This is a genomic window from Pseudomonas sp. SMN5 (assembly GCF_052041925.1).
Lineage (GTDB): Bacteria > Pseudomonadota > Gammaproteobacteria > Pseudomonadales > Pseudomonadaceae > Aquipseudomonas.
Genome location: NZ_JBKGGX010000043.1, coordinates 1 through 22,272, shown reverse-complemented (window position 1 = coordinate 22,272; position 22,272 = coordinate 1). Strand labels below are relative to the sequence as shown.

The following is a 22,272-nucleotide window of genomic DNA, read 5'->3' as shown; positions in this document are numbered from 1 at the left end:
GCTATTCATCGGCCAGACACTCAGGAGTGAACATGAATTTCCACACCCGCAAATGGGTCAAGCCCGAAGACCTCAACCCCAACGGCACGCTGTTCGGCGGCAGCCTGTTGCGCTGGATCGACGAAGAAGCGGCGATCTACGCCATCGTCCAGCTGGGCAACCAGCGCGTGGTCACCAAGTACATCTCGGAGATCAACTTCGTCAGCGCCTCGCGCCAGGGCGACATCATCGAGCTGGGCATCACTGCCACTGAATTTGGCCGCACCTCCATCACCCTGACCTGCGAGGTGCGCAACAAAATCACCCGCAAGAGCATCTTGACCGTGGAGAAAATGGTCTTCGTCAACCTCGGCGAAGATGGCCTGCCGGCGCCCCATGGCCGGACCGAGATCAAATACGTCAAGGACCAGTTCCAGGATGACATTGCCAACGAGTGAGCTCGGCGGTGCGCCCATCGAGCAGGCTCGCTCCCACAGGGTTTCGCGTCGTGTTCATATCCTTTGAACGTCGCTAGTCTTTTGTGGGAGCGAGCCTGCTCGCGATAAGGCCCTCAAGGTTGCACCACATTGCCTGCCTCACTGAACAGCTGCGAACCCCGCGTGTCGTAGATTCATCACGACCTCGCTACGGGCGCTTTATGGACACTCACAAAGACGGCAAGACCCCTGACCTGTCTCCGCAGGAAAAGCACGAAGTCGACCGCAACCAGCCGCCCCGGGCCGCGGTGCTGCATGAAATCATCCGCACCCAGGGTGACCAGGAACTGGAGCGCAGTATTACCGCACTCTGGTGGTCGGCCCTGGCGGCGGGGTTGACCATGGGCCTGTCCCTGATGGCGATGGGACTGCTCAACTCCCGGTTGCCGGACCACGAAGGCTTCAAGGTGATCGCCAGTTTCGGCTACTGCGCGGGCTTTCTCGCGGTGATCCTTGCCCGCCAGCAATTGTTCACCGAGAACACCCTGACCGCCGTGCTGCCGGTCATGAGCAAGCCCACGCTGAGTAATTTCGGTCGTTTGTTGCGGCTCTGGAGCGTGGTGCTGCTGGGCAACCTGTGCGGCACCTTGCTGGTGGCTTACGTGATGCTGCACCTGCCGATCTTCGACCAGCGCACCGACCTGGCCTTCCTGGAGATCGGCCGCAAGGTCATGGAAAACGACACCGGCCAGATGTTCGCCAAGGGCATCATTTCCGGCTGGATGATCGCGACCATGGTCTGGATGATCCCGTCCATGGAGAGCGCCAAGATGTGGACCATCATTCTGATCACCTACCTGATGGCGCTCGGCGACTTCACCCACATTGTCGTGGGTTCGGCGGAGGTGTCCTACCTGGTGTTCGCCGGCGAGCTGGCCTGGATGGATTTCTGGCTGGTGTTCGCCGGACCGACGCTGGCCGGCAATATTGTCGGTGGCAGCTTTATCTTTGCCTTGCTCAGCCACGCGCAGATTCGCAGCGAGGAAGGGCCGCCCAAGGCCAATCGTGCGAGTGGGGCTGAGCGGCGTGTTGATTCGCAATAGGCGGGACGCTGTTGGCAAGCTCCTTCAGATCGGCGTACGGGGTTTTATCAGCCTTTTTTTCAACTCGTCGATGGTGGTTGAGCTGAATGGAGTCAGGCCTGTAAGGCGTGATTTATAGTTTGCTATGAGGCGTATGAGCGCCTTGTTGAAGTCCGTTTCGTTCTGCACCTGCGACAGTTCCCTGAGGGCGCCGGCGATAAGGTCCAGGTTCTTCTGGGGCTGGCCGCCCAGATAACGTGAGGGATAGAGCACATATTCAATGACGTTATCGATGCGGGCAGCGAGGTCATGGCGTCGCATCTCCTCAATGGCGCGACTCGTGACTATGGAGGCGACGTCGGATGCACCCTCATCCCAAAGAACTGCGGCCTGCAACAACTGCATGAAATCCGGGTCGTTGCCATGATTGAGGCTTTTCGCCAACCACTCCAGCTTGTCGGGTTGGTCCGCGAGGTCGTCCAGCGCCGAAATGGCGTGGAGCAGTGCCGGGTTTGGCTCAAGCTTGTTGGACATTTCGTTGGCAGCCCTGATCGCGTCTTTCAGATTCGCCAGTGCTCGCCCGGCCTCTCGCCTGAAGTGACTCACTTGGGCATAGGTTTCTCTGCCTTCCGGCTCTGTTTGCAATTGCGAGAACTGGTCGTTGTTCAACGCCAGCAGGGCGGCTTGCGCTGAGGGGAAATGGAAGACCAGTTGTTCGGCGTTGCGTTTGTTCAAATGGTCCACAGTCTTCTTGCGCAACGCTTCCTGAAGCTCGTTTTTGACTTCCTTGCTCATCGGGAAGTTGATTGTCCCTTTGAACGTGCCACTGTAATCGCCACTCTTGACCTTCATTGGGACGACAATCGTTTTATCCTTGAAAGGTTTGAGTCGTTCTTCAAGTCGTGCTCCGTCCGCTGTAAAAGATGTCCCCAGCATTTTGTCGACCAAGGTCGATGGTCCCGTACCGTGCTTTTTCGTTTCTCCGGGTTCGGACTCGAATACGAGGATCAACTGCTCGGTGTCCGCATCCGGAATCGGGCTCATCCTGACAGTAGGGCGGTCGAGACCGTGTATCGGTGTGTTCTGCTTGACGCCGCCGTCGACGAATTTGGTGATTTCCTCGACACCGTCGTTGCTGCCTTCTTGTTTTCTCAGTTGGAACGGCAACCCTTGCTGGGTCGGTTTGCTGAAGACTATCGGCAGGGCCGCAGAGATGAGCGCCGCCTCGGCAATATCCATTTCTGGAGTAAGTTCTGCGCAGAAAACCACCCGTTGCGCGCCGTCCTCGTACATGGCAGTACCGGCGATTTCCAGCGCCTTGATTTGTTTAATCTCCTCGCTCAGCACCTTCAGGTCGCCAAACGTGACGTATTGGTTATCGCGCACGTTGGCGATAGCGCGCTGCGCGTCTTCGCTAAGCTCGGTTTGTTGTTCACAGCAATCCAAAAGGGCCGCGCAGGATTCCTGTCTGATCAGCTCCTTCAGCTTCGTGCCTTCGGAGCCCAGGCGTGGCAGCAAATCGCAGAGTAGTTGCACGAAGGGGAGGGCCTTCATATTTACGCCCATCCTCGACCATTCCTGCTGCTCAGCAGAGACGTCGGCCTTTGCACTATCGAGCAATGAGATAAGCGGGATGTCGTCGGAAATCCTGTCGAAGCCCTTATGATTCATGCCGCTGGCCAGTAAAGCGGCTGAAATGGCCCCGGCCGAGACGCCGCAAATCAGGCGGATAGCTTCTAATACGCCCATGGCTTCGAGCGCCGCGATGGCGCCCGAGTAGGCGGCGCCTTTGACGCCTCCGCCACTCAGGTTCAAGCAATGGATTGACGGGTGATCCATCAGGAGCCTGGCGCTACCGTCGGCATATTCAATGATCGTTATCGACTGTGCCGTTGCGTTGCTTACCAATACGCGTTCATTTTCGGGGGGCGTCGTGCTGGCGACCTCATTCGATGGCTCGGTAGGGTTCGAGCGAGGGGTAATGGAGTGTTGTATCGAAGGTAAAGGCATTCAGGTTCTTTCCTTGGACCCGGGATAGGGGGGCCGAACTTTAAACAAAACCTGAAGGCGTTTTGCCCGATGACTCAATTGGAAAAATAACCGCCGTTTGCCAGCACGCCCCGGCGGGTTTCAGTCAAAGGGCTCTGGAACGGCGCTTTCAGCAGGTAGGTAAAACCACCTGCGCGTACCGGAATATTTTCCTACTGAATACGCAGCCCATTCGCTCACGGGTGGAGTCACTTTCTTCGGCCGTCAAACAGCGACCGCTGCCAGGCGCCGCTGTCGATAAATAAAGAACAACGCCGTCAACGTCGTCAGGCCGCCGACCAGGGCGCCGGTCCATGGCAGGTCCGCCAGATCCGCGCCGCTGGCGACTACCAGGCCGCCGATCCATGCGCCCGCGGCGTTGCCGAGGTTGAATGCGCTCTGGTTCAGGGTCGAGCCGAGGTTCGGCGCTTCATGGGCCTGGTCGATGATCAGCAGTTGCAGGATCGGGCACAGGGCGAAGGCGAAGATGCCCCACAGCACCAGGGTGATCGCCGCCGCAATTACCGATTGACTGGTCTGGCTGAACGCGGCCAGCACCAGCACCACGGCCAGGGTCATGCCCACCAGCGACGGCAACAGGCGCCGGTCGGCCAGGCGGCCGCCAAGGAAACTGCCCGCCGTCAGGCCGACCCCGAACAACAGCAGCATCACCGTGACGCCGTGGGGGCTGACGCCGGTGATGTCCTGCAGGATCGGTGCGATGTAGGTGAACACGCTGAACAGGCTGGTGGAAGCCAGCACGCTCATGCCCAGGGCCAGGAGCACGTTGGCCTTGCCCAGGACCTTGAACTCGCTGGCCAGATTGGCCTTCTCCATGGGGATCTCCCTGGGCAGCCAGACCCATTGGGCGGCAGCTGCGATGACGCCGATGACCGCCACCGCCCAGAACGTTGCGCGCCAGCCGGCGTATTGGCCCAGGGCCGTGCCCAACGGCACGCCGAGCACGTTCGCCAGGGTCAGGCCGGTGAACATCATGGCAATCGCCTGGGCCCGTTTGTTCGGCGCCACCAGCCCGGCCGCCACCACCGAACCGATACCGAAAAACGCTCCGTGGCACAGCGCAGTAATGACCCGGGCGGCCATCAGCGTGGCGTAGTTCGGCGCCAGCGCGCAGAGCACATTGCCGAGGATGAACATCAAGGTCATGCCCAGCAATGTGGCCTTGCGCGGCATGTTGGCGGTGCCGATGGCGAGGATCGGCGCGCCGAACACCACACCCAGGGCATAACCGGTGATCAGCAGCCCGGCTTGGGGAATGCTCACCGCCAGGTCGCGGGCGACATCGGGCAATAGCCCCATGATGACGAATTCAGTCGTGCCGATGCCGAAAGCGGCGACGGCCAAAGCAAGCAAGGCGAGTGGCATGCGCAAGGTCTCTGTCTGTAGTCTTGACGCTCTGATCAGGCATACGCAGCCGGGCTGCTCCGTTTCGAACGATACGGGGCACCAGCAAGATTATTGGAATTGGAGTATGCGCAACTGAATGCGGCGTGGTGGCTGGCAGTATAAACAGCTGTCGAAGGATCGCGAATCAATTCATCGCCCACTGATCGATGGGGCAGGGAAAGGAGTGTGCCGTGCTTGCGACGGCCTTGGTGTTGGTGGCGGCGCTGTTGCATGCGGCGTGGAATACGCTGATTAAGTTCAGCGGCGAGCGCTTGCTGGTGGTGGCGTGCATGGACAGCGTCGCGTTGCTGTTCGCTGTGTCGGCCCTGGGGTTGGTGGCATTGCCGCCGCTGGAGATCTGGCCGTGGATCCTGGCCTCGGCGGCCTTCGAGCTGCTTTATCGCTATCTGCTCATCCAGGCGTATCGGGTCGGTGACCTGGGGCTGGTGTATCCGCTGATGCGCGGCTTGTCGCCGCTGGTGGTGCTGACCCTGACGCTGATCTTTGGCGGTGAGGCGCTGACGGTCCAGCAAGTGATCGGCATCCTGTTGATTCCGTTCGGCATGCTTTGCCTGTTGTGGCAGGGCGGCGGCGGAGAGCGACTGCCCTGGTCGATGTTGCCGGTGGTGGCGCTGATCGGTCTGTGTATCGGCTGCTACACCTTCATCGACGGACATGCCCTGCGCCGCTGGTCGCACCCGCTGGATTACCTGGTCTGGCTGACCCTGCTCAGTGCCTGGCCGTTCCCGCTGCTGGCGATGGTCGCCAAACGCCCGGCATTCGTGGGGTTCTGGCGTGAGCAGTGGCGGTTGGGGCTGGCGGTCGGGTTCTGTGTATTGTTCAGCTACGCTCTGGTGCTATGGGCCATGCAACTGGGGTCGATCGCCGAAGCAGCGGCGCTGCGGGAAATCAGCGTGATCCTGGTGGTGTTGTTCGGCATGCGCTACCTGAAAGAACCTTTTGGCCGTCCGCGGCTCTTAGCTTGCGGGCTGGTGTTGGCAGGTATGTTGGTGATGAAGTCCTGAGCCGCACCGCCGATTCCCCGATTTTCCTCAAACCGAAGAAGGAACTGCGTCATGACGGTTGCCCTGTGGTGTATTTTGATTGCCTTCGTACTGCCTTATCTGTGCATCGTCATCGCCAAGGTCGGCGGTAGATTCCGGTTGCAGGACAACCACGACCCGCGGGACTTCCTGGAAAGCCTCGATGGCGCGCCCCGGCGAGCCTATGCCGCGCAGTTGAACAGCTATGAAATCAATCCGGCCTTCGCCGCCGCAGTCATCGTCGCGCACCTGGCCGGCAACGCCGAGCTTGTGACCATCAACGTATTGGCGGTGCTGTTCATCACCAGCCGCTTGCTTTACATCATCTGCTACCTGGCGGACTGGGCGCTCCTGCGTTCGCTGGTGTGGTTGGTGGGGGTGGGGTTGGTGGCGAGTTTCTTCTTTGTTTCGATCTGAGCCTGGCTGTCGAATTTCGGTACCTGTACTGGCCTCATCGTCGGATCGCCGCCCGGAACAGCCAACCCGATTCTAGCGGTTGGCTGTCACCGCATTCGCCACCTGCGGCACTTGTGGCAGTGCCATGCCTTTGGGCCAGAGCATCCAGATCTGTCCCTGCTGCTTCATGTCCCCGGCCAGTTGTCCTGCCTCCTCGCCGGTGCCCCAGAACAGATCCGCACGCACTTCACCGGTGATTGCGCCGCCGGTGTCCTGGGCGGCGACGGGCCGGTTCACGGCGCTGCCGTCGGGGCGGGTCGTGGACAGCCACAGCAGGCTGCCCAGCGGAATCACCTTGCGATCCACCGCCACGCTGTAGCCGGCGGTCAGTGGCACGTTCAGCGAACCTCGCGGGCCTTCGTTACTGTCAGGGTTACGGTTGAAAAACACGTAGCTGGGGTTGCTGCCCAGCAACTCGGGTATCCGGTTCGGGTTGGCCTTGGCCCAGGCACTGATGGTGCCCATGGTCACGTCTTCCTTCGCAAGTTGCCCTTGTTCGACCAGCCAGCGACCGATGGGCCGGTAGGGGTGGCCGTTCTGGTCGGCATAGGCGATGCGGAGCTGGCGGCCGTCATCGAGGCGGATGCGGCCCGAGCCCTGGATCTGCAAGAACTGCAGATTCATCGGATCGGTCAGCCAGGCAATGACCGGTGCTTTCACACCCTTGGTTTCGATGGTGGCGGCATCGTCGTACGGCTTGAGCACCCGGCCTTCGAGCCGGCCACGCAGGCGCTTGCCCTTGAGCTCGGGATAAATGCTGTCCAGCGACACGATGATCATGTCCTCCGGCACCCCGTACACCGGGATATTCGCAGTGGCAGTCCGGGTCAGGCTGCCGGGGTAGACCGGTTCGTAGTAGCCGGTGATCAGGCCGTTGGGGCTGTTATCCGCCGAGCGCAGCCCATAGACGTCGAGGTTCTGTTTCAGGAAGGCGCGTACGTCCCGGGCCGTCTGCGGCACATTCGCCGCAGCAGCGCAGGTCGGGCCCCAGTTCGGGTCGGCCTTGAGCCGGTTACAGGCGCTGCGCCAGGAGCCGAAACCGGCCAGCAGGTCTTCATCGGATACCGCCGGCAGGGCCTCCCATGGCGCGCTGACGTAGGTCGCCAGGGCATGGGTCTTGGGCTCTTTGGGCGCTTCGACCTGTTCGCCACGATTGCAACCTGCCAGTAGCACGAGCAGCGGTAGGGTCAGTGCCAGGCCTTTGTGCCAGGTTTTGAAGCGGCTGTTCATGAAGATTTTCCTTGCAGTCCTCCGAGCGCTTTATCAGCTGCTCGAACAACCCGTATTGTTGAGAGGGTCATTGGTCTTTGCCAATGACCCGAGGATACTAGCCGTCGTTTCCTGTCCCGAGGCCAAGATGTTTGTAAAACGATTTTCCGTGGCCGTGCTGGCCTGCCTGATGTTATCCGCCTGTGGCGGCGTCGATCCCAATTCGCCCCTGGGGCAGCGCAAGGCAATTTTCAAGCAGATGCTCAAGACCGGCGAAGAGCTGGGCGGCATGATGCGTGGCCGTGTTCCGTTCGACGGTGCGCGGTTCGCCGAGGGCGCGGTACAACTCGATCAACTGTCCCACGAACCGTGGAAGCATTTTCCCCAGGTGCGCGAGCAGGACCATACCAGCGCCCGGGATGACGTCTGGCAGAAACAGGCGCGTTTCCAGGAACTGGCCCGCAACCTTGAAATGGCCACTGGAGAGCTGGTGGTCGCCAGCCGGATCCAACCCTACCAAGCCAGCAACCTGGGGCCGGCGGTGCAAAAGGTCGAAGACGCGTGCAGCGCCTGCCATAAGGAATTTCGCGATCATTGAATAAAAGCAGCTGCAAGTTTCCAGCGGCAAGCGGCAAGCGGCAAGGGTGGGCCTTGAGCTTGCCGCTTGCTGCTTATTTATCCAATTCATCCACCGCTTCCTGCAGCTCCTTGCGGGAGGTCGCCAGCTTGTCCTTGCGTTTGTTGATCCGCTCGGCGTCGCCTTTCTTCATGGCTTTTTCCAGGTCGGCCTGGCGCCGACTGACCTCATGCTTGGCTTCGAGCACTTTGTTTTCACGCTCTTTGCGCAAGGATGCGTCGGTGCAGTGGGTGGTGACCTCGTTCAGCGCGGTCTCCAGGCCCGCTTGCTGATCCGGGTTGCCGCGGGACTTGGCCAGCTCGATCTGATTGATGATGCCTTGGCGCTTGGCCGCGCAGCCGGTGAGCTCAGGGGTTTGCTCATCCGCCAGCAAAGGGGCGGCCATGACGCTGCAGATGACCAGCAGGGCAACGGGTGACAGGAAATTCATAGCAACTCCGTAAGTATCGCGAGCGGTCGGTTCAGATGCGCTGTTGGAGCGCATTCTGGCCCCTTGGGTTCAACCGCTCGGGTCTGGATTAAAAACCATCGACCCCAACGGTGCGTAATACCTGACTCAAGGCCAACACCTGCGGGTCGCGAAAAAAAGCGCTCAGTTGCGCCGCACGCCCCGCCCCGATGCCGGCTTCGGCTTGCCATTGTTCGGCATCGCGCCCAGCCAGCACCTGCCACGGCCCCTCCAGACGGGCCTCGCCGACAGGCGGCAGACCCAGCGCCTTGAGCCATTGCGCAAATGGACGCTCTCGGGCGGCTTGCAGGCTGGTGAGCAGGCGGGCGCTACTGTGTTCGCCAAAGCCGGCAATGGTAGCAAGCTCGGCGGCATCGAGGGTCAACCAATCCAGCAACCCGTCGATTCGCCCGGCGGCCAGGAGCTTTTCCCAGGTGCCTGGGCCGACGTGGGGCAGGGCGAGGCCGTGCTTGCCGCTGAGCCAGCTCAGGCGGGCCAGAAACTGGCTTTCGCAGCCCGGTGTCGGTTGCCAGCAACTCAACGGGTGGTGGTCGGCCTGCCTCGGGACGCGGATGTCCTGTCGCACGGTGTTGCGCAACACGACACTGTCGAGGCGCGGGATGGTCAACCCGGCCAGACTGATGGCGACCCGGTCGCCGGGGCGGATGTCCATTTCTTCCCAGCGTTCGAGGGAACTGACGCTTACCCGGCGGATGCGCCGGTCGTCGAGCATGACCGGTTCAAGCTCCAGTACCGGGGTGATTCGTCCGGTACGTCCGATCTTGAATTGCACCTTGCGCACCTCTGCCAGAGCCTGGGCGTAGGGATATTTCCAGGCCACGCTCCAGAATGGCGCTCGGGCCTGCCAACGATCGGCGGGTGGGCGGCGGCTCTGGCGCAGGACGATCCCGTCGCTGGCGAATGGCAGCGGCGTCCTGTACCAATGGTCACGCCAGCGCTCGGCATCGGCGAGGTTCTGGATGGGTTGGTTGTAGTTGAGCGCATCCGCGAAACCCAGCTCACTCAGCGCCGTCATCCGCTCGGCCAGGGTGTCCGGCCCTTCAGGCCAATCCCATACAAACAGGCCGATGCCTGCCGCCTCTTGCGCCGTCAGGTTATGTCGCGCCATCAGCCCTGCCACGGTTCCTCGGGCGTTGAGGCCGCCACTGCTGGCTTGCACATGCTCGCTCAGGCGCCAATACAACTCGCCTTGGATGCGCAGATCCATGGGGCGGCGCAGTCGTTGGGGAATGGCGTCGATCAGCAGCGCAGCCTGGGTCCAATCGTGGCCGTGGACGCCGTCGCCACGGCTGATGGCTTGATGCAGGTGTCCCTCGCGGTAAACCAGGCTGACCGCCACGCCATCGATTTTCGGCTGGGCCCAGACGTCTTGCCGGTCGCGCAGCCAGGCCTCGACGGCGTTGGCATCCTTGAGCTTTTCCAGCCCCGTATGAGCTACCGGGTGTGGAATTTTCCCGCGAGCCGTACGCAGCGGGTCGACTGACGCCGGCAGGTTGAAGCAGTCACGCCACCGGCTCAGTTGGGTGCGGGACTGGTCGTACAGTTCATCGGCCACCAGCGATCGACCGAGACGGTGATAACTGTCGTCCCAGGTATCGACCTGCTGTTGCAGGGCAGCGATTTGTGCCTCGGCGCGCTCAGCGGGCCAGTCGGGGCAGGGTGTCGCGATGGCGGGCGGGCAGATGAACAAAAGACAGGCAAATAAGAACGACAACGCTGGCATCAAAGGCATCCTTGCGGCGGGTGTCCTTGAAGGCTAGCCACTGTCGCCGAAGCTGCGCGACCGGAGCGTTTCCGGATTTTGCCGGCGATGATGGCGCCGTCGCGGCGGTACAGTGCGAGGCGAATTAGCCGTGCAACTGTGCCTTGAACGCCTCATTGCCTGGCGCAGAATGATGCTTCGATTCGTCCCTGCCTGGAATCTGCCCGATGGACCTGACGACACTCGCTGTTTTCATTCCGGCCTGCTTTGCGCTGAACATGGCGCCGGGGCCGAATAACCTGCTATCCATCAGCAACGCCTCGCGTTATGGCTTCGTGCGGGCTAGCGGCGGCGGTATCGGTCGACTGGTGGCCTTCGCAATCATGATCGCCCTGGCGGCTGTGGGCCTGACGGCGGTGCTGCATACCTCGGAGCTGCTGTTCCTGGGAATCAAGCTCGTCGGGGCGGGTTATCTGTTTTATCTGGCCGTGCAGTTGTGGCGGGCCACGCCCGAGTCGGAGGGCGCCGCCGCGGTCGCGACGGCGAACATGGGCAGCCTGGCACGCCAGGAGTTTCTGGTGGCGATCGGCAATCCCAAAGCAATCCTGTTGTTCACGGCCTTCCTGCCGCAGTTCGTCGACCGTGCGGGCGTCGTCACGCAGCAGTTTGCGGTACTCGGTGGGTTGTTCCTGGCGCTTGAGTGCATCGCCATTGCGTTGTACTGCTACATGGGAATCCACGCACGGCGGTTGTTTGCCCGACCGAGTGGCAAGCGCTTGTTCAATCGGATGTGTGCTGGGTTGCTGGCGAGTGCGGCTTCGTTTTTGTTGGTGGCTCGCCGGTCTTGAGTCCGATGCAAGCTCCTGTGGCGAGGGAGCTTGCTCCCGCTGGGGCGCGAAGCGCCCCCCGATGTAACTTTCAGGGATATTGGATCTGCGGCGCGCTCTATTGGGGTTGCTGCGCAACCCAGCGGGAGCAAGCTCCCTCGCCACAGGGTTATGTTTGGCATGAAAAAGCCCCTGGCGACGCGGTCGGCAGGGGCTTTTCTGAAGGCGGGTATTACAGGCCGGCTGCGGCGCGCAGGGCGTCGGCGCGGTCGGTTTTTTCCCAGGTGAAGGTGGTGAAGGTGTCGCCATCGACCGTCTTGGTTTGCGGCGTGCGGCCGAAGTGGCCGTAGGCTGCGGTCTCCTGGTACATCGGGTGCAGCAGGTCGAGCATGGTGGTGATGGCGTATGGGCGCAGGTCGAACACTTCACGTACCAGCTGAATGATCTTGTCGTCGCCGATCTTGCCGGTGCCGAAGGTGTTCAGCGAGATCGACGTAGGCTGGGCGACGCCGATGGCGTAGGAAACCTGGATCTCGCAACGCTCGGCCAGGCCGGCGGCCACGATGTTCTTGGCCACGTAGCGACCGGCGTAGGCGGCCGAACGGTCGACCTTCGACGGATCCTTGCCGGAGAACGCGCCGCCGCCATGACGGGCCATGCCGCCGTAGCTGTCGACGATGATCTTGCGACCGGTCAGGCCGCAGTCGCCGACCGGACCACCGATGATGAAGTTGCCGGTCGGGTTGATGTGGAACTGGGTGTCCTTGGACAGCAGCTCGGCAGGCAGGACATGCTTGACGATCAGCTCCATCACGCCTTCGCGCAGGTCCTTGTAGGACACTTCAGGGTTGTGCTGGGTCGACAGCACGATGGCGTCGATACCCACTACCTTGCCATTTTCATAACGGCAGGTGACCTGGGACTTGGCGTCCGGACGCAGCCACGGCAGCAGGCCGGATTTGCGGGCTTCGGCCTGACGCTGGACCAACTGGTGGGAAAAGGTGATCGGGGCCGGCATCAATACGTCGGTTTCGTTGCTGGCGTAGCCGAACATCAGGCCCTGGTCGCCGGCGCCCTGGTCTTCCGGCTTGCTGCGGTCAACGCCTTGGGCGATGTCCACCGATTGCTTGCCGATGATGTTCATCACGCCGCAGGTGGCGCCGTCGAAGCCGACGTCGGAACTGTTGTAGCCGATACCCAGGATCACGTCACGGACGATCTGTTCAAGGTCGACCCAGGCCGAGGTGGTGACTTCGCCGGCGATGATCGCCACGCCCGTTTTCACCAGAGTCTCGCACGCCACGCGGGCGAACTTGTCTTCAGCAATGATGGCGTCCAGCACCGCGTCAGAAATCTGGTCGGCGATTTTGTCCGGATGCCCTTCAGACACGGACTCGGAGGTGAAAAGGGAGTATTCGCTCATCTCGATGTTTTCCTACAAGTTACCGTTGGTGAGTGTCGCCAGTGGGCCGCTGAAAGTGGCGAACCTGGATCTGGAAACCATTGCGTAAGCCTACATAAAGGCTTTCCCCGGGCACGAGGCCCGCAGCGGTGGCCCAACGGGCCAGGTCGTCCTGTTCAAACCCCAGCCAGAGATCTCCGCAGGCCTCCCTGGCCCAGCTCTGATTGTGGCTGCATAACTCTGTCACCAGCAGGCTGCCGCCCGGTTTCAGCAGCTCGGCCAAGTGCCTGAGGGCATCGGCCGGCGCGGCGAAATGGTGCAGCACCATGTTCAATACAACGCAGTCAGCCTGCAGGCTCACGCCGTTCAAGGCATCGGCCAGTTGCAGGCGAACGTTAGACAGTGTTTCCCGCTCACAGACCTGACGCGCCAGTTCGAGCATGGCCGGGCTGTTGTCCAGCGCCGTCACCTGGCTGAAACGCCGCGCCAGCTCCGGCAGAAAAGCCCCGTCACCGGGGCCGACTTCGATTGCCGTGGCCGTCCGCTCGAAGCTGAGCTTGTCGAGCAGGGCCAGGATGCTTTCACGGTATTGCGGCAAGCCGGCGATCAGGTCCTGCTGGGCGCGAAACTTCTCGGCCACCCGGGCGAAAAAATCCTGACTGGCGGCGGCCCGCTGCCGGTGGACCTGGGCGATACGCGCCTGCACATCAGTCGGAAGTTGCAACGCGTCCACTTCTTCGAGCAGCGCGGCATGCAGCTTTCCGCCCAACAGCTCGGTGTGGGGCAGGGCGCGACGGTAGAAGATTGCATTGCCTTCGCGGCGGGTCGCCACCAGGTCGGCCTGGGCCAGGACCTTGAGATGGTGGCTCATTCCGGACTGACCGATATCGAAAATCTGCGCCAGCTCCAGCACGCCGAACGAGTCGTTGGCCAAGGCGCGCAAAACATTCAGGCGCAACGGATCGCCGCCGGCCTTGCAAAGGGCCGCCAGCTCGTCGCAATCGTCATGGCGAATGGAAGGCGCGTGCAAATTCATAGTTCGGCAGTCTAGAGAGGGGGGCAACTCATCGCAAGGTCAATATCAAAATGTTTTGATATTGGTGGATAAATGGCACTTCCCATCCTGTGCTTGACTCTACAAGCCATCAGCGGAAAGGTTTCACCTGGCGAATGCACCCTTATCAGCCGGAAAAACGCCCAAGGATGACTATCTGTCATTGCCCCGGGGCGGGTGGCTGAGGGAAAATGCTCGCCTTTTTTCAGTTTCGTTTTATTCATTCTCGATTCAATTCCCGCAGGAGATCAGCGATGCCCAGCCGTCGTGAGCGAGCCAATGCCATTCGTGCCCTCAGCATGGATGCCGTGCAGAAAGCCAACAGCGGCCACCCCGGTGCCCCGATGGGTATGGCGGATATCGCCGAGGTGCTTTGGCGCGATTACCTCAAGCACAGCCCGAGCAACCCCTCGTTCGCTGACCGTGACCGCTTCGTGCTGTCCAACGGCCACGGCTCGATGTTGATCTACTCGCTGCTGCACCTGACCGGCTACGACCTGTCGATCGATGACCTGAAGAACTTCCGCCAGTTGCACAGCCGCACCCCGGGCCACCCGGAATACGGCTACACCCCGGGCGTGGAAACCACCACCGGCCCACTGGGCCAGGGCCTGGCCAATGCCGTGGGCTTTGCCCTCGCGGAAAAAGTCCTGGCGGCGCAGTTCAACCGTCCAGGCCATGACATCGTCGACCACCACACCTACGTGTTCCTGGGTGATGGCTGCATGATGGAAGGTATTTCCCACGAAGTGGCTTCTCTGGCCGGCACCCTGGGCCTGAACAAGCTGATCGCGTTCTATGACGACAACGGCATCTCCATCGACGGTGAAGTCGAAGGCTGGTTCACCGACGACACGCCCAAGCGGTTCGAGGCCTATAACTGGCTGGTGATCCGCAACGTTGACGGCCACGATCCGGAAGAGATCAAGACCGCCATCGAGACCGCTCGCAAAAGCGCCCAGCCGACCCTGATCTGCTGCAAGACCACCATCGGTTTCGGTTCGCCGAACAAGCAAGGCAAGGAAGACTGCCACGGCGCGCCACTGGGCGCCGAGGAAATCGCCCTGACCCGCGCGGCCTTGAAGTGGAACCACGGCCCGTTCGAAATCCCGGCCGACATCTACGCCGAATGGGACGCCAAGGAAAAAGGTCGTGCGCTCGAAGCCGACTGGGACCAGCGTTTCGCAGCCTACTCGGCCAAATTCCCCGAGCAGGCCAACGAGCTGGTACGTCGCCTCAGTGGTGAGCTGCCGGCCGATTTCGCTGAAAAAGCCTCGGCGTACATCACCGAAGTCGCGGCCAAGGGCGAAACCATCGCCAGCCGCAAGGCCAGCCAGAACACTTTGAACGCGTTCGGCCCGCTGCTGCCGGAACTGCTGGGCGGCTCGGCCGACCTGGCCGGTTCCAACCTGACTTTGTGGAAAGGTTGCAAGGGCGTGAGCGCAGAAGACGCCAGCGGCAACTACATGTACTACGGCGTTCGCGAGTTCGGCATGAGCGCGATCATGAACGGCGTGGCGCTGCATGGCGGCCTGGTGCCTTACGGCGCGACGTTCCTGATGTTCATGGAATATGCCCGCAACGCCGTGCGCATGTCGGCCCTGATGAAAAAACGCGTGCTCTACGTGTTTACCCACGACTCCATCGGCCTGGGCGAAGACGGCCCGACTCACCAGCCGATCGAGCAACTGGCGAGCCTGCGTTGCACGCCGAACCTGGACACCTGGCGCCCATGCGATGCCGTGGAATCGGCAGTGGCCTGGAAGTATGCGATCGAGCGCAACGACGGCCCATCGGCGTTGATCTTCTCGCGCCAGAACCTGCAGCACCAGGAGCGCAGCGCCGAGCAGATCGGCGACATCAGCCGTGGCGGCTACGTGCTCAAGGACTGCATCGGCGAGCCTGAGTTGATCCTGATCGCCACCGGTTCGGAAGTCGGCCTGGCCGTGCAGGCCTACGACAAGCTGACCGCGCAGGGCCGCAACGTGCGTGTGGTTTCCATGCCGTGCACCAGCGTGTTCGACGCCCAGGACGCCGGCTACAAGCAGACCGTATTGCCCTTGCAGGTCAGCGCCCGGATCGCCATCGAAGCCGCTCACGCCGACTACTGGTACAAGTACGTGGGCCTGGAAGGCCGCGTGATCGGCATGACCACCTACGGCGAATCGGCGCCTGCGTCGGCGCTGTTCGAGGAGTTCGGCTTCACCCTGGAAAATATCCTGGGTCAGGCTGAAGAGTTGCTGGAAGACTGATCGAAGTTGCGTCGCCCGGGCTGACGTCATCGCGAGCAGGCTCGCTCCCAAAAGGATCGCTACCGACCCCTGTGGGAGCGAGCCTGCTCGCGATAGCGTTGGTCCAGGCGACGCTGCCTCAATGGACTCACCCTGGCCAGAGACCCCCATGCCCCCACCACGTCCCTACAAAGTTGCACTCAACGGCTACGGCCGGATTGGTCGTTGCGTCCTGCGGGCGCTGTTTGAGCGGGGGGCTAAGGCCGGGTTCGAGATTGTGGCGATCAACGACCTGGCCGACATGGCCAGTATCGAATACCTGACACGCTTTGACTCCACCCACGGCCGGTTTCCCGGTGAAGTGCGGGTCGAGGGCGACTGTCTGCATATCAATGGCGACTGCGTGAAAGTGCTGCGCAGTGCCACGCCCGAAGGCATCGACTGGGCGTCCCTGGACGTCGATCTGGTGCTCGAATGTTCCGGCGCCTACCACACTCGCGAAGACGGCCAGCGTTTCCTGGCGGCCGGAGCGCCCCGGGTCCTGTTCTCCCAGCCGATGGCCAGCGAAGCGGATGTCGACGCGACCATCGTCTACGGCGTGAACCAGGATTGCCTGACCGGCGCCGAGCTGCTGGTGTCCAACGCGTCCTGCACCACCAACTGTGGTGTGCCGCTGTTGCGCCTGCTGGACCAGGCCATTGGCCTGGAATACGTGTCCATCACCACGATTCACTCGGCGATGAACGACCAGCCGGTGATCGACGCCTATCACCATGAAGACTTGCGCCGCACCCGTTCGGCGTTCCAGTCGGTGATTCCAGTGTCCACTGGTCTGGCGCGTGGCATCGAACGGCTGCTCCCGGAACTTGCCGGGCGAATTCAGGCCAAAGCCGTGCGGGTGCCGACGGTGAACGTGTCCTGCCTCGATATGACGATGCAGACCGTGAGCGATACCGACGCCACCGAGGTCAACCGGATCCTGCGCGAAGCCGCCACCAACGGCCCGCTCAAAGGCCTTCTGGCCTACACCGAGTTGCCCCATGCCAGTTGTGATTTTAACCATGACCCACATTCGGCCATTGTCGATGCCAGCCAGACCCGTGTTTCCGGGCCACGGCTTGTGAACATCCTGGCCTGGTTCGACAACGAATGGGGTTTTGCCAACCGAATGCTGGACGTTGCCGAGCATTACCTGCAAACAGCGGCTGCGCTTTCTGCTTCCAATCCACCTGCTCTCTAAACAGTTATCCAGGAATTGCGACCCATGACCGTGTTGAAGATGTCCGACCTCGATCTGCAAGGTAAGCGCGTACTGATCCGCGAAGACCTCAACGTCCCCGTCAAGGACGGTGTCGTCACCAGCGACGCGCGTATCCTGGCTTCGCTGCCGACCATCAAGCTGGCCCTGGAAAAAGGCGCGGCCGTGATGATCTGCTCCCACCTGGGGCGTCCGACCGAAGGCGAATTCTCGGCCGAAAACAGCCTCAAGCCGGTGGCCGACTACCTGAGCAAAGCCCTGGGCCGCGAAGTGCCGTTGGTGGCTGAGTACCTGGGCGGCGTCGACGTGAAGGCCGGCGATGTCGTGCTGTTCGAAAACGTGCGCTTCAACAACGGCGAGAAAAAGAACGCCGACGAGCTGGCCCAGCAGTACGCGGCCCTGTGCGACGTGTTCGTGATGGACGCGTTCGGCACCGCCCACCGCGCCGAGGGTTCGACCCATGGCGTGGCGAAGTTCGCCAAAGTCGCCGCCGCCGGCCCGCTGCTGGCCGCCGAACTGGATGCGCTGGGCAAGGCCCTGGGCTCCCCGGCCCAGCCAATGGCCGCCATCGTTGCCGGCTCCAAGGTGTCCACCAAGCTCGACGTGCTCAACAGCCTGAGCCAGGTCTGCAATCAACTGATCGTCGGTGGCGGCATCGCCAACACCTTCCTGGCCGCGGCCGGTCATCCGGTTGGCAAATCCCTGTACGAGCCGGATCTGCTGGACACCGCTCGTGAAATCGCTGCCAAGGTCAGCGTGCCGTTGCCAGTGGATGTGGTGGTGGCCAAGGAATTCGCCGAAAGCGCCGCCGCCACCGTCAAGGCCATTGCCGACGTCGCCGAAGACGACATGATCCTGGACATCGGCCCGCAAACCGCGGCCAACTTCGCCGAACTGTTGAAAGCGTCCCAGACGATCCTGTGGAACGGTCCGGTGGGCGTGTTCGAATTCGATCAGTTCGGCAACGGCACCAAGGTACTGGCCCAAGCCATCGCCGACAGCGCTGCGTTTTCCATCGCTGGCGGCGGCGATACCCTGGCGGCCATCGACAAATATGGCGTGGCCGAGCAGATCTCCTACATTTCTACCGGTGGCGGCGCGTTCCTCGAATTCGTCGAGGGCAAGGTTCTGCCGGCTGTGGAAGTCCTGGAAAGCCGGGCCAAGGCCTGAGGCTCCGTTGACCGGGCAAAGGAGTGTTCTGATGGTCAAGACGTTTACGGTGCTGTTGGCGGTGGCAATGTTGGCGGGCTGTTCGAGCAGCCCGCCAGCCACGGCCCCGGAAACCGGGACGCCGACACCCGAGGAAGGCTGTTACCAGGCCGACTGGCAGGCCGAGACCAACCCGGTGCTGAACAAGCGTTCGGGGCCGGACGGCCTGGACAAATACGAGACGCAAACCCTGGCCAAGGAACATGGTTGTCCTTGACGGGTCTGACTCTTTAACTCAAGGCGGGCGGCGTGTGCCGTTCGTCGAGGAAAACGGATGAAAGGCTTGGTCGCCGTTGCGGCGTTGGCAGTGCTGGGTGGCTGTGCGCAGCTGGATTTTTTGCACTCGTCCGAGCCGGTTGAAAGCTGGACGAGCTGGACCTGTGACAGCGAGGCCAAGGTGCTCTGGCGCTACACCGATACCGCCCACCAGGAAGTTGATGTGCGCCTGGGCGGCGCCGATCAGGTCTACCACCTGAAACAGGAGCCGGGCGCAGCGGGCGCGCTGTACAGCGACGACATGCTGGCACTGCACGTGCAGGGTGAGGAAGGCCTGGTGTATTGGGTCGCCACCAATGACTTGATCGGGCGTGGCTGTAAGGCGCAGTAATTGAAATGCCACGGCCTCCTGTGGGAGCGAGCCTGCTCGCGATGGCGGTGGATCAGTTCACATCTGTTCTGAATGATCCGACGCTATCGCGAGCAGGCTCGCTCCCACAGGGGCCGGTGGAGATTGAAAGACCAAGTGGTACCGAATTCGCAGCCGGGGCCAACCCCCGACTAGCAATGACTTGAATAGCCGCCGCCGCTCCGGCAGGCTGGCACGATTAACGACCCTCGACCGGGAGAGAGACACACAATGGCACTTATCAGCATGCGTCAGATGCTGGACCACGCAGCCGAGTTCGGCTACGGCGTTCCAGCCTTTAACGTCAACAACCTTGAGCAGATGCGCGCCATCATGGAAGCCGCTGACAAGACTGACTCTCCGGTGATCGTCCAGGCCTCGGCCGGTGCCCGCAAATACGCCGGTGCGCCGTTCCTGCGTCACCTGATCCTGGCGGCGATCGAAGAATTCCCGCACATCCCGGTGTGCATGCACCAGGACCACGGCACCAGCCCGGACGTCTGCCAGCGCTCGATCCAACTGGGCTTCAGCTCGGTGATGATGGACGGCTCCCTCGGTGAAGACGGCAAGACCCCGACCGACTACGAATACAACGTGCGCGTCACCCAGCAAACCGTTGCCATGGCCCACGCCTGCGGCGTTTCGGTAGAAGGCGAGCTGGGTTGCCTGGGTTCGTTGGAGACCGGCATGGCCGGTGAAGAAGACGGCATTGGCGCTGAAGGCGTGCTGGACCACAGCCAGATGCTGACCGACCCGGAAGAAGCTGCGGACTTCGTCAAGAAGACTCAGGTCGACGCCCTGGCCATCGCCATCGGCACCAGCCACGGCGCCTACAAGTTCACCAAGCCGCCGACCGGTGACGTACTGGCGATCGATCGCATCAAGGAAATCCACAAGCGCATCCCCAACACCCACCTGGTGATGCACGGCTCGTCCTCGGTGCCGCAAGAGTGGCTGGCGATCATCAACCAGTACGGTGGCGACATCAAGGAAACCTACGGCGTGCCGGTCGAGGAAATCGTCGAAGGCATCAAGTACGGCGTGCGCAAGGTCAACATCGATACTGACCTGCGTCTGGCCTCTACGGGTGCCATGCGTCGTTTGATGGCGACCAATCCTAGCGAGTTCGATCCGCGTAAGTTCTTTGGCGCCACCGTGACTGCGATGCGTGATGTGTGTATTGCGCGTTATGAGGCGTTTGGGACTGCGGGGAATGCTTCGAAGATCAAGCCGATTTCTTTGGAGGCTATGTATCAGCGGTATTTGAAGGGTGAGTTGAACGCTAAGGTCAACTGATCTGCTGCTATAGAGAAACCCGCATTTTTTGCGGGTTTTTTTATGGGCGGGGGATTTGTGTGTATATCCGTTTTTGCAGTGACGGCGGCTGGCGGTTTCGCCCTTACGGCGACTCACTTTTTTTCAGACGCCAAAAAAAGTAAGCAAAAAAGGCTTTGCCCCACCACTAGGCACCTCGCCAAGGCTTGGTGTTCCCTCACTCCGGCATTGCTCCGTGGGCCCGCCGCGATGGGCCATCCATGGCCCTGCGCGGCTAACCCGGCATCCATGCCGGGTTGCCCACTACGCAATGCCTGCGTTCGGCCTTCGTGGTTAACGGGGCGCCTAAGATCAAAAGCCAAAGCAAAGCAAAAGCGAGGCGGCCTGACAGCCTATCTGGCGCTTGCGGTTGTACCTCGATCCAATTGTGGGAGCGGGCTTGCCCGCGAAGGCGGCCTAACAGTCGACCTTACTGCTGCGGTCCTTCCCAATCCAACTGTGGGAGCGAGCCTGCTCGCGAAAGACTTCAACGATACTGCGAGTCTTCTGGGTGTACACGCTTTTTCAGATGCCCGGATAGGGATGCCGGATCCCTCGCGAGATCCACCTGGCCGGTTAACTGTTACCTATGTGCGTGAACTGGTTTGTAACCCATGAGAGTGAGTCATGGCGGCAAAAGCATTTTGCCCTCTTTTGCCTGAGCCAGATTTCGGTTCGTCAAAGGCGCGCCGCTGTCATGGCTGAACGTCAAGTAGTCGTTACCGGCGAAACGCATATACGGCCTGATAGCGCCGTGTCAGCCACATCCATGTCGCTGAACCGGCGCATCGCGAGCAGGCTCGCTCCATAAGGGGCTTTATTCTTCTTCGAGTCCGCGTTGTTCGATCACTCCGAAGACATCCGCGACGTCCTGCACCATGATCCGGGCAATGTTGGTGAGGGTGTTGATGTCGTTGGCACTTGAGTCGCGCAGCGTCATGCAGGCCATGAGGCTCAGGTAGTCGAGGGTGGCGTGCAGGCGTTCGCTGACGCAAGCGTGGAGTTCGGGGAGTGGGGCTGTGCGGTCGATGAAGAGGATGGGATGGGTGGTGGCAATTGGAGTAAGAGGCGTAAAACGGCTTACAGATTGTTCTGTCATGATCAAGTCCTAACTCAAAAGTTAAATGGCCACCGTTCGCTGCGAAACGAAGAGGTGGCAGCTGTGTGCGGGTTCGCAGACCGAGGAGTTAGGAACTCGGCAGACCCGAAGATCTCCCACACAGAGCCGCCATAAACGTCGAACCTAGGCAAGTTCGCCTATGTTGTTTTTTGACGGTCGTGATTCTAACTCACTCGGGCTGCGAAACCCCGTCCCTGACCAAAGCCAGCGACGGCCCTAACTATAGAGCGGATCCAGAGCGGATTTTTGACCCAACAACCGAGCTGTAGGACGTACGCAACCTCTGTGGCGAGGGAGCTTGCTCCCGCTCGGGGGCACAGCCCCCGTAAACATCGGGCATCGGGCGGGTCTGACAAAAAGAAGGGGCCGCTTCGCAGCCCAGCGGGAGCAAGCTCCCTCGCCACGGGGGGCGTTTTCCTACGAGATTTTCAGAAGGGCAGGTGCGCGGTATTTGCTGTCGCTGCGCCTGGAGGATTGCCAGATGCTGTGGTTGATCGGGATGCAACCGAGAGAGATTGGTCGGTTGTCAGGCCGCCATCGCGAGCAGGCTCGCTCCCACAATGGGATCGGGTACACCCGCAAGAACAGGTAGGCCTTCAGGCCGCCTCGCTCTGCTTTTTGCTTTTGCTTTTGATCTGGGCGCCCCATCAACCACAAGGGCCGAACGCAGGCATTGCGTAGTGGGCATCCCGGCATGGATGCCGGGTTAGCCGCGCTGGGTCATGGATGCCCATCGCGGCGGGCCCACGGAGCAATGCCGGAGTGAGGGCACACCGAGCCTGG

The 22,272-nt window shown here is 61.4% G+C and carries 20 protein-coding genes; 12 read left to right on the top strand and 8 right to left on the bottom strand.

Annotated elements, in window-relative coordinates:
• The first annotated feature begins 32 nt into the window (after positions 1 to 32).
• Together ACLEJR_RS26210 and ACLEJR_RS26205 are read left to right on the top strand one after the other, a co-directional pair.
• Complete coding sequence (locus ACLEJR_RS26210) at positions 33 to 437, top strand: acyl-CoA thioesterase (protein ID WP_440798133.1); 405 nt, start codon at positions 33 to 35, stop codon at positions 435 to 437.
• A gap of 200 nt (positions 438 to 637) precedes the next feature.
• Positions 638 to 1,519: a formate/nitrite transporter family protein gene (locus ACLEJR_RS26205; RefSeq protein ID WP_440817570.1), complete on the top strand. Its 882-nt coding sequence runs from the start codon at positions 638 to 640 to the stop codon at positions 1,517 to 1,519.
• Between the two features lie 24 nt (positions 1,520 to 1,543).
• Here the strand turns inward: ACLEJR_RS26205 and ACLEJR_RS26200 are convergent, their stop codons facing one another.
• Together ACLEJR_RS26200 and ACLEJR_RS26195 are read right to left on the bottom strand one after the other, a co-directional pair.
• Positions 1,544 to 3,508, bottom strand: coding sequence for a patatin-like phospholipase family protein (locus ACLEJR_RS26200; RefSeq protein WP_440817567.1), 1,965 nt, complete (start codon positions 3,506 to 3,508; stop codon positions 1,544 to 1,546).
• A gap of 243 nt (positions 3,509 to 3,751) precedes the next feature.
• Positions 3,752 to 4,912, bottom strand: a complete 1,161-nt coding sequence (locus ACLEJR_RS26195; RefSeq protein ID WP_440798128.1) for an MFS transporter — start codon at positions 4,910 to 4,912, stop codon at positions 3,752 to 3,754.
• A gap of 212 nt (positions 4,913 to 5,124) precedes the next feature.
• Here ACLEJR_RS26195 and ACLEJR_RS26190 point away from each other — a divergent pair, with 212 nt between their 5' ends.
• A complete protein-coding gene (locus ACLEJR_RS26190; protein ID WP_440817564.1) occupies positions 5,125 to 5,958 on the top strand; it encodes an EamA family transporter in 834 nt (277 codons plus the stop codon).
• 51 nt (positions 5,959 to 6,009) lie between these two features.
• Positions 6,010 to 6,393 carry an MAPEG family protein gene (locus ACLEJR_RS26185; RefSeq protein ID WP_440798124.1) on the top strand — a complete coding sequence of 128 codons (384 nt, stop codon included), beginning with the start codon at positions 6,010 to 6,012 and terminating at the stop codon, positions 6,391 to 6,393.
• Positions 6,394 to 6,465: 72 nt separating this feature from the next.
• Here ACLEJR_RS26185 and mltA read toward each other — a convergent pair whose 3' ends face one another.
• Positions 6,466 to 7,662: a murein transglycosylase A gene (gene mltA, locus ACLEJR_RS26180; RefSeq protein WP_440817561.1), complete on the bottom strand. Its 1,197-nt coding sequence runs from the start codon at positions 7,660 to 7,662 to the stop codon at positions 6,466 to 6,468.
• 127 nt (positions 7,663 to 7,789) lie between these two features.
• Here mltA and ACLEJR_RS26175 point away from each other — a divergent pair, with 127 nt between their 5' ends.
• Entirely contained in the window at positions 7,790 to 8,239 is a 450-nt protein-coding gene (locus ACLEJR_RS26175) for a c-type cytochrome (protein WP_440817559.1), read from the top strand.
• Between the two features lie 73 nt (positions 8,240 to 8,312).
• Here ACLEJR_RS26175 and ACLEJR_RS26170 read toward each other — a convergent pair whose 3' ends face one another.
• Together ACLEJR_RS26170 and ligB are read right to left on the bottom strand one after the other, a co-directional pair.
• Positions 8,313 to 8,708, bottom strand: a complete 396-nt coding sequence (locus ACLEJR_RS26170) for a DUF1090 domain-containing protein (protein ID WP_440798118.1) — start codon at positions 8,706 to 8,708, stop codon at positions 8,313 to 8,315.
• A gap of 88 nt (positions 8,709 to 8,796) precedes the next feature.
• Positions 8,797 to 10,470, bottom strand: coding sequence for an NAD-dependent DNA ligase LigB (gene ligB / locus ACLEJR_RS26165; protein WP_440817557.1), 1,674 nt, complete (start codon positions 10,468 to 10,470; stop codon positions 8,797 to 8,799).
• Between the two features lie 206 nt (positions 10,471 to 10,676).
• Here ligB and ACLEJR_RS26160 point away from each other — a divergent pair, with 206 nt between their 5' ends.
• Complete coding sequence (locus ACLEJR_RS26160) at positions 10,677 to 11,297, top strand: LysE family translocator (protein ID WP_440817555.1); 621 nt, start codon at positions 10,677 to 10,679, stop codon at positions 11,295 to 11,297.
• A gap of 211 nt (positions 11,298 to 11,508) precedes the next feature.
• Here ACLEJR_RS26160 and metK read toward each other — a convergent pair whose 3' ends face one another.
• Together metK and ACLEJR_RS26150 are read right to left on the bottom strand one after the other, a co-directional pair.
• The gene (gene metK / locus ACLEJR_RS26155; RefSeq protein ID WP_440817553.1) at positions 11,509 to 12,699 is read right to left on the bottom strand and encodes a methionine adenosyltransferase; all 1,191 of its coding nucleotides are present in this window, start codon (positions 12,697 to 12,699) and stop codon (positions 11,509 to 11,511) included.
• A gap of 19 nt (positions 12,700 to 12,718) precedes the next feature.
• The gene (locus ACLEJR_RS26150; protein WP_440817551.1) at positions 12,719 to 13,714 is read right to left on the bottom strand and encodes an ArsR/SmtB family transcription factor; all 996 of its coding nucleotides are present in this window, start codon (positions 13,712 to 13,714) and stop codon (positions 12,719 to 12,721) included.
• Positions 13,715 to 13,986: 272 nt separating this feature from the next.
• On the opposite strand from ACLEJR_RS26150, the gene tkt reads away from it, so the two are divergent.
• From tkt to fba, 6 genes are all read left to right on the top strand, one after another.
• The gene (gene tkt, locus ACLEJR_RS26145; RefSeq protein ID WP_440817549.1) at positions 13,987 to 15,984 is read left to right on the top strand and encodes a transketolase; all 1,998 of its coding nucleotides are present in this window, start codon (positions 13,987 to 13,989) and stop codon (positions 15,982 to 15,984) included.
• Positions 15,985 to 16,132: 148 nt separating this feature from the next.
• Positions 16,133 to 17,203, top strand: coding sequence for an erythrose-4-phosphate dehydrogenase (epd, locus tag ACLEJR_RS26140; protein WP_440796193.1), 1,071 nt, complete (start codon positions 16,133 to 16,135; stop codon positions 17,201 to 17,203).
• 24 nt (positions 17,204 to 17,227) lie between these two features.
• Positions 17,228 to 18,391 (top strand): phosphoglycerate kinase, encoded by a 1,164-nt coding sequence (locus tag ACLEJR_RS26135; protein WP_440817547.1) that lies wholly within the window; start codon positions 17,228 to 17,230, stop codon positions 18,389 to 18,391.
• A 31-nt stretch (positions 18,392 to 18,422) separates the two neighbouring features.
• Positions 18,423 to 18,647, top strand: a complete 225-nt coding sequence (locus ACLEJR_RS26130) for a hypothetical protein (RefSeq protein WP_440817545.1) — start codon at positions 18,423 to 18,425, stop codon at positions 18,645 to 18,647.
• A gap of 57 nt (positions 18,648 to 18,704) precedes the next feature.
• Entirely contained in the window at positions 18,705 to 19,037 is a 333-nt protein-coding gene (locus ACLEJR_RS26125; protein WP_440796199.1) for an MliC family protein, read from the top strand.
• Between the two features lie 249 nt (positions 19,038 to 19,286).
• Positions 19,287 to 20,351: a class II fructose-bisphosphate aldolase gene (fba, locus tag ACLEJR_RS26120; protein ID WP_003177554.1), complete on the top strand. Its 1,065-nt coding sequence runs from the start codon at positions 19,287 to 19,289 to the stop codon at positions 20,349 to 20,351.
• An 835-nt stretch (positions 20,352 to 21,186) separates the two neighbouring features.
• On the opposite strand, the gene ACLEJR_RS26115 is transcribed toward fba, so the two are convergent.
• A complete protein-coding gene (locus tag ACLEJR_RS26115) occupies positions 21,187 to 21,468 on the bottom strand; it encodes a fructose-bisphosphate aldolase (protein WP_440817543.1) in 282 nt (93 codons plus the stop codon).
• Between the last annotated feature and the right edge of the window lie 804 nt (positions 21,469 to 22,272).

Coding starts and splice junctions, on each gene's coding strand:
- ACLEJR_RS26210 (WP_440798133.1), top strand. CDS start 33: ATGAATTTCCACACCCGCAAATGGGTCAAGCCCGAAGACCTCAACCCC.
- ACLEJR_RS26205 (WP_440817570.1), top strand. CDS start 638: ATGGACACTCACAAAGACGGCAAGACCCCTGACCTGTCTCCGCAGGAA.
- ACLEJR_RS26200 (WP_440817567.1), bottom strand. CDS start 3,508: ATGCCTTTACCTTCGATACAACACTCCATTACCCCTCGCTCGAACCCT.
- ACLEJR_RS26195 (WP_440798128.1), bottom strand. CDS start 4,912: ATGCCACTCGCCTTGCTTGCTTTGGCCGTCGCCGCTTTCGGCATCGGC.
- ACLEJR_RS26185 (WP_440798124.1), top strand. CDS start 6,010: ATGACGGTTGCCCTGTGGTGTATTTTGATTGCCTTCGTACTGCCTTAT.
- mltA (WP_440817561.1), bottom strand. CDS start 7,662: ATGAACAGCCGCTTCAAAACCTGGCACAAAGGCCTGGCACTGACCCTA.
- ACLEJR_RS26175 (WP_440817559.1), top strand. CDS start 7,790: ATGTTTGTAAAACGATTTTCCGTGGCCGTGCTGGCCTGCCTGATGTTA.
- ACLEJR_RS26170 (WP_440798118.1), bottom strand. CDS start 8,708: ATGAATTTCCTGTCACCCGTTGCCCTGCTGGTCATCTGCAGCGTCATG.
- ligB (WP_440817557.1), bottom strand. CDS start 10,470: ATGCCAGCGTTGTCGTTCTTATTTGCCTGTCTTTTGTTCATCTGCCCG.
- ACLEJR_RS26160 (WP_440817555.1), top strand. CDS start 10,677: ATGGACCTGACGACACTCGCTGTTTTCATTCCGGCCTGCTTTGCGCTG.
- metK (WP_440817553.1), bottom strand. CDS start 12,699: ATGAGCGAATACTCCCTTTTCACCTCCGAGTCCGTGTCTGAAGGGCAT.
- ACLEJR_RS26150 (WP_440817551.1), bottom strand. CDS start 13,714: ATGAATTTGCACGCGCCTTCCATTCGCCATGACGATTGCGACGAGCTG.
- tkt (WP_440817549.1), top strand. CDS start 13,987: ATGCCCAGCCGTCGTGAGCGAGCCAATGCCATTCGTGCCCTCAGCATG.
- epd (WP_440796193.1), top strand. CDS start 16,133: ATGCCCCCACCACGTCCCTACAAAGTTGCACTCAACGGCTACGGCCGG.
- ACLEJR_RS26135 (WP_440817547.1), top strand. CDS start 17,228: ATGACCGTGTTGAAGATGTCCGACCTCGATCTGCAAGGTAAGCGCGTA.
- ACLEJR_RS26130 (WP_440817545.1), top strand. CDS start 18,423: ATGGTCAAGACGTTTACGGTGCTGTTGGCGGTGGCAATGTTGGCGGGC.
- ACLEJR_RS26125 (WP_440796199.1), top strand. CDS start 18,705: ATGAAAGGCTTGGTCGCCGTTGCGGCGTTGGCAGTGCTGGGTGGCTGT.
- fba (WP_003177554.1), top strand. CDS start 19,287: ATGGCACTTATCAGCATGCGTCAGATGCTGGACCACGCAGCCGAGTTC.
- ACLEJR_RS26115 (WP_440817543.1), bottom strand. CDS start 21,468: ATGACAGAACAATCTGTAAGCCGTTTTACGCCTCTTACTCCAATTGCC.